A 6,951-nucleotide genomic window follows, 5' to 3' on the forward strand; every position below is an offset into this window, starting at 1 on the left:
TCTAAGCATCGCGGTATTCATAAAATTTCGTTCTATTTCCATTTGAAAGAAAGTGAGTTTAGGTTCAATTTTAGGCATGAAAATATCTACCAAATATTACTCGAAAACTTTCGAAATAACCCGCTAAACTAGTCATGACCCATAATATATTATTGAAACAAACTGAAAAAGATATCCGAGAAGCCGGTCTTAGATTGCTCAAATATCGTATGCGAAGCAAAAATGAATTAAAAACTCGTCTTCTGAAAAAAGGATTTTCAGAAATCATGGTTCAAAATGCAATCATGTGGTTTGAGAATTTAAAGTTTATCAATGATGAAGAATTCGCAAAATGTTTTGCCGAAGAAAAAGTGCGGAATAAAAAAATTGGCGCAATGGCGTTGAAATCAGAATTATTCCCGCATCATTTAGATGAAGATTTGGTTGATCGCGTCATCAGCAAGGTATATACCGATTTTCCGGAAGAAGAATTAATTCGGAAGCATATTCAGAAAAAAAGGTTGGCAGATAAAAAATCTCTTCCTGAAAAAGACATTAAGAAAATATCTGATTTCCTGAAGCGGAAAGGTTTTCGGTGGGATACAATTCGAATTGTGTTGAGTGAAAATGGGTGGGTGTAATTCGGGAACCCTTATGCGTATAAATAGATATGAGCAAAAAATTTTCATTAAATGAACGCGATCTCGATTTTATTCAAACGGAATTAAAACGGAACCCAACAGACGACGAATTATCTTTCATTGAATCTATTGTTACCTCAATTCGAACGATAAGAGCCAAAGCATCCGTACAAGGTTCTGAATCTGATTTATTACCACAAATTATAAATATAGTCAACGATACCGTTCTTTCAATCGGGCAGGAAAATAAGAAAAGCCTTTTTAATTCGAATCGCAAGTTTGATTTATTTTTAACCGGCACTGAAAAGAGATTAGACCTCAAAACCGGTTCTACCCATTCAATGGTTGGAGTAGGTAAAATATCAAAGACAGAACAGTCGAAACCAAGCCGAAAATGCGTATTGGTACTGATTCGAGGAAAGCGTGAAATAAACGGTATCCAAAAAAATCAAAAGGAATTCAATGTGCAAAGCAGTTTCCCTATTTTTAAATCAGGTTTTGGCTATGCTTTATATGAAATGGCGCAAAATCTTAATTGCGGATTCACTTTATCAATGAAACAAATAGGGGATTTTAAGTCTTTTAACCAAAATCGGTGGTCTGGAATTTTGCTTTCGGTTAAAGATGACGATTATCCTTCGTTTCTTAAGTCAGCTAACAAGAGGAAAATTTCCTCCATGAAAATTGGTACAATCATAAAAGATAGGCGATTGGATTTTATTATTTCAAAAAATGATTCAGTTCACATCAATTTCAGTATATTTGAATTTTTGAAAACATCGTATGGATATAAGAAAGTGATTTCCTTTTCATCAAATTCGGAGGAAACACATTATCCTGAAATCCAAAAAAGTTATTCATCTTTAGTTTTGAAACTCTCAATAGATACTAAAAATTCACCCTTAGTTGTGAAACCTAAGAATGCGATAATTAATTCAGATTTAGCAATGTTTCATATTAATGGTCAGCATAAACCAATTTGGGTGAAAAATAGTATTCAGGAAATTGTTGATTCTAACTATTCCACTAAACAAACAGCTGGGATGATTATGGACATTTCAAGAGAGATGTCTTGCCTGGGAATAAAGCCAGTTGGGCTTTCGGTTGCACTTGGAGTAAAAGACGTGTCAAATCCAATGTTAGCAACAATGTTTGACAGTATATCTTTTACAAGCCGAAAGCTTCAAATGACTCTGCAAAATAGAATGATTTACCATCATCAAAAAAATCATATTAATCTAAATTATACTTTGGTTGGTGTTGGTTTGGATTCTGATAGGCTTGTAGAGACCGCATTCCAACATCCATCCGATTTCATCCTCATACTCGGTAGCCTAAAAGGTGAATTAGGGAAAAGTGAATATTTGAAGTTGAAAGGACAATCATTCTTCGGGAATGACCCTTTAGTTGATCTGAACGATGAATTACGTTTGCAGGATGTTTTACAAATGCTTGCCGAAGGGAAGTTAGTTCACTCAGCAGTTTCAGTCACCAAAGGTGGTATATCTAAATCACTGATTCAGTGTTTGAAAAAATCAACTCCGGAAATTGGAGCAAGAATATATTTGAATACGAAACTTAGACCGGATGAAATGCTGTTTGGTGAATCGAAAAGTGTGGCGCTTGTAACGGTATCTGAGAGAAACCTGATGGATTTTGAACGAATTTGCATGAAACAAGGAATCCCTTCAACTACGATTGGTCGCGTGACGGATGACAGCCTTTTTACATTTAATAATTTGGTAAAACTAACTCGAGAAAAAATGTAATATATATTCTCGCGATTTAACTCACACCGTTGATTTACATTTCGCTTATCGATTGTCTATAAATTAAATTCAGCTGATTAATTCGTCCCAACTAAAGGAAACTTTTCAGTATGAATCACAAAACAATAACTTTTCTTTTATCCGGCCTATTATGTTGTATGACTGGTGTTTGGTCTTACAAAATAATTCATAATTATTTTTATGAACAGGGTAGAATCGAATTTGAACAATTTTTGAGGGAACATCCATATAATCAGCGACCACATTTAACCAAAAAAGAGTGGAAGAAAAAACTCACCAAAAAAGATCGACCGGATCTTGCAATGGAACAGAACTTTTTCATGACAATGGATCCAGCAATCGGCAGAGTTCCATCTGAAAGACTTGCCCTGGCTTATGAGGCAGCTGAGATTTCTCGCAACCGAATTCAGAGAAATGTTGACTGGACAGAACATGGTCCGGATAATATTGGAGGAAGAACTCGCGCCATAATGTTTGATCCAAATGATGCAACATATAGTAAACTGTGGGCTGGAGGTGTTTCAGGAGGATTATGGTACACAGATGACATTACTGCGGTCGCACCTGTTTGGATCCAAATCAACGATTTTTGGGCGAATATGGCAGTTACAACTATTGCATACGATCCGACAAATACACAGACTTTTTACGTGGGTACCGGCGAGGGCTGGTACAATTCGGATGCAGTAAGAGGCGGTGGAATTTGGAAAACTTCGGATGGAGGTTCCACATGGGCACAATTAGCATCCACAGACAATGACGATAATTTTTATTACGTTCAGAAAATTATTGTTCATCCAACAACAGGTGATGTTTATGCTGGGACTCGTGGTGATAATTGGGGAGAAGGTGGTGTGTATCGTTCGGCTAATGGCGGTTCTACATGGACAAGAGTTTTAACAGATTCCCAAGGATCACGATGTTCTGATTTAGAATTTGGTGCGAATAATTCTATATATGCTGCTACGGGAATATGGTATGAGGGGGGAGTGTATAAATCCACGAACGGAACGAGTTGGACTCAGATAAGCAATAACAACAATGGATTTCCATCATCAGGATTTAACCGAATTGAGTTAGCAACTGCTCCATCGGACCCAAATGTACTTTATGCGATTGGAAATGGTGGAAGCGGCGATAATGATATTGAATTTTTTGTAAAATCGTCAAATGGTGGAACATCTTGGACAAATATAAATATCCCGAATAATGCAAATGGTGTTCACTTTACTCGAGGGCAATCTTGGTACGATTTGATTTTATCAGTTCATCCTACCGATGCAAATACAGTTTTCGCTGGTGGAGTTGATTTACACAAAACTACAAATAGCGGAACATCTTGGTCACAGATATCTCATTGGTATGGCGGATTCAGTTTGCCCTACGTTCATGCAGATCAGCATGGAATGGCATTTCGCCCAACTCATGCTGATTTTATAGTTTTTTCCAATGATGGCGGGATTCATGTTTCCAGCGATGGAGGATCTACTTACGATGAAAAAAATTCAGGTTACAATGTAACGCAATTTTATGCCTGCGCAATACATCCAACTTCCGGGAATAATTATTTTCTGGCTGGAGCGCAAGACAATGGAAGCCAACAGTTTTCCAATGCAACTGGAATCGTTTCTACTATTGAGGTGACAGGAGGCGACGGTGCCTATTGTTTTATTGATCAATCCGATCCTGATCATCAAATCACATCTTATGTGTACAATAATTATTATAGAAGTACAAATGGTGGATCCAATTTTTATTCCATTTCAAGTGACAATTCCGGCAGGTTTATCAACCCGACAGATTATGACGATGATGCAAATATACTCTATTCAGCATTGGACGAATATTCTCTAAAAATAATTGAAGACATTACAGGCAGTTATGATGTTGGTACTGTTTCGGGATTGAATCTTGGATCTACGGCATCTCATATTCGAATTTCCCCATTCTCTGACAATACGGTTTTTGTCGGCACAGGATCCGGAAGAATTTATAAATTGACCAATACAAATTCATCTTCAGTTACCTCAACCCAAATTACCGGGAATAGTATGCCGTATGGATATGTTTCTTGTATAGAAATCGGTGCGAATGAAAATCAAATGATAGCTACATATTCAAGTTACGGAGTTATTTCAGTTTGGGAAACGCAAGATGGAGGAAATTCGTGGTCCAATAAGGAAGGCGACCTTCCTGATATGCCGGTCCGTTGGGCACTCTATAATCCGAATGACAGGACTGAAGTTATATTGGCCACGGAAGTTGGTGTTTGGTTTACAGATAATTTTGACAACGCAAGCCCAAGTTGGACTGCATCAAACAGCGGACTTGCAAATGTAAGGACAGATATGTTACAAATTCGGGATTCTGATAATCTTGTCATTGCTGCTACGCATGGAAGAGGATTGTTTTCTTCTGACGGATTTGGCGCAGTTCTGGCATCCAATTTTTTCGCAGATGTAACATCAGGGAATCCACCTCTTACAGTAAACTTCACAGACCAAACAGGCGGAACTTCAACGCCTACAACGTGGTCGTGGGATTTCGGAGACGGTGGTTCTAGTACACTTCAAAATCCATTCCATACATATTCAAACCTTGGTTCATACACTGTTTCACTCACGGTTACCGACGGAACAAATTCATCCTCAAAATCAAAACCGGATTACATTTCTGTTTCAAACACTGTCATTTTAGTGGATGAGGATTTTGAAGGAACTTTTCCACCTACGAATTGGCAAAATACCGGAACTGGTGATGGTTGGGCGCAATCTTCCAGACGCGCCAACAGCGGAACCTATTCAGCTTTTTACGATGATTTTTTGCCGGATCAACCAAATACCCAAAATTATTCCCTCATTGGTCCGGAAATGGATTTCTCAAATTTAGTTTCTGCACAAATAAATTATTTTGAAAATGTGAATTATCGTTATGCCGCTATCGTACAAAATGTAGAAATTTCGGTAAATGGAGGATCTTCGTGGACAGTCATACGTGATTCAATCGGAACAGAAGATTCGTGGGGCGAAATAATTGAGAACCTCTCATCCTATGTCGGGAATCAATCTGTTTATGTACGCTACCGATATGAAGGCGGATATGATGCCGAATGGTGGGTTGATGATGTTTTTATCACCGGGGAAATAAGCGATTCATTTGCAGCCGAATTTTCTGCAGATATTACTCAGGGCGAAATTCCATTTGATGTTCAGTTTACTGATTATTCTACCGGCGGTCCAACCTTTTGGACATGGGATTTCGGCGACGGAATTTCCAGTACAGAGCAAAACCCAAATCATATCTACACGATAGCAGATACCTATTCTGTTTCTTTGGCGATATCAAATGGAAGCGAATCTGACTTTTTAGTTAAGTCTAATTTTATCCAAGCTACGGTTCACGTAAACAATCCACCTTCAGCATTCGCTACTTTATTTCCTCAAGTAGATGAAGAAATCTCTACAGCTTATTTAACACTAGAATGGAATGCTGCGGTTGATCCCGATGTTGGCGATGTGGTGAGTTATACATTATTTATCGGGGAAGATTCTACTCAGACAATTTCATATAATGCGGGATCTGATACAACGCAAACTGTAGTCCAGCTTGTAGAAAATGGTACATATTGGTGGAAAATTGTAGCTACAGATTTAGACAACGAATCCACAGATAATTACGGTGGTTTCCAACGTTTTTATGTAAATATCACTGATGAATCACCAATGGAATTTGTACCAATTGCACCGGAGAATGGTGCGTCGGGATTAGATCAAACTGTTGACCTATCGTGGAATGAGCCTATAGATCCTGATCCGATGGATTCGTTAATTTATACTATTATATATACTTCAGATTGGAATGATGCAAATAGTCATCAGGATATAGGAAATATTACTGAACCTCATTTCTCTTTGAATCTCGGGAATAATTCGGAATATTTTTGGATTGTAAAAGCGGAAGATTCAGATGGTTTTATTGTAGAATCAAACGGGGGAGACCCATGGAGTTTTGTTGTTGGAGAATTGAGTATCGATACATCAAGTCCCACCCCCACAGAGTTTGCGCTTCATCAAAATTATCCCAATCCATTTAATCCAATCACCCAAATTCGATACGATTTGTCCGAAAGTGGATTTGTAAGTATTGTCGTGTATGATATGCTTGGTCAAAAAATCAAAACCCTTGTATCGGGTGGAGAGCAAGCAGGATATAAAACGGTGTATTGGGACAGTAGAAATGACCTTGGAGTAAACGTAAGCGCCGGAGTGTATTTACTTCAGATCAAGTCGGGGAAAAACATCAGTACTCTTAAAATGATTCTTCTGAAATAAATTAAATATCGATTCCATTAAAGCGAAGTTTTTCAAGGACGGGCCGTGTTTGCCCCGTCACTCGATTATGTAGAATACCATTGGACGCTACAATATTCCGATTGAAAATATTGAAGGGTGAGTCGTCCATTTGAGACACAGTTCCGCCGGCTTCATTTATAATTACAATTCCAGCTGCTGTATCCCAAGGATGTAAATCGAATTCCCAAA

At 38.1% G+C, this 6,951-nt stretch carries 4 protein-coding genes; 3 read left to right on the forward strand and 1 reads right to left on the reverse strand.

Going from position 1 to position 6,951, the window contains the following annotated elements:
- The first annotated feature begins 134 nt into the window (after positions 1-134).
- The 3 genes from HOD97_02825 to HOD97_02835 all read left to right on the forward strand — a co-directional run bounded on the left by HOD97_02825 (position 135) and on the right by HOD97_02835 (position 6,741).
- Positions 135-620, forward strand: coding sequence for a regulatory protein RecX (locus tag HOD97_02825; GenBank protein ID MBT4280547.1), 486 nt, complete (start codon positions 135-137; stop codon positions 618-620).
- Positions 621-649: 29 nt separating this feature from the next.
- Positions 650-2,389 (forward strand): hypothetical protein, encoded by a 1,740-nt coding sequence (locus HOD97_02830; protein ID MBT4280548.1) that lies wholly within the window; start codon positions 650-652, stop codon positions 2,387-2,389.
- A 110-nt stretch (positions 2,390-2,499) separates the two neighbouring features.
- Positions 2,500-6,741 carry a PKD domain-containing protein gene (locus tag HOD97_02835; GenBank protein MBT4280549.1) on the forward strand — a complete coding sequence of 1,414 codons (4,242 nt, stop codon included), beginning with the start codon at positions 2,500-2,502 and terminating at the stop codon, positions 6,739-6,741.
- A 1-nt stretch (position 6,742) separates the two neighbouring features.
- Here HOD97_02835 and HOD97_02840 read toward each other — a convergent pair.
- The coding region (locus HOD97_02840; protein ID MBT4280550.1) for a hypothetical protein at positions 6,743-6,951 on the reverse strand (209 nt) is incomplete at its 5' end.

The organism is Candidatus Neomarinimicrobiota bacterium (genome assembly GCA_018651745.1).
In the GTDB taxonomy this organism is placed as follows: domain Bacteria; phylum Fidelibacterota; class Marinisomatia; order Marinisomatales; family TCS55; genus JAAZYX01.

Coding starts and splice junctions, on each gene's coding strand:
- HOD97_02825 (MBT4280547.1), top strand. CDS start 135: ATGACCCATAATATATTATTGAAACAAACTGAAAAAGATATCCGAGAA.
- HOD97_02835 (MBT4280549.1), top strand. CDS start 2,500: ATGAATCACAAAACAATAACTTTTCTTTTATCCGGCCTATTATGTTGT.
- HOD97_02830 (MBT4280548.1), top strand. CDS start 650: ATGAGCAAAAAATTTTCATTAAATGAACGCGATCTCGATTTTATTCAA.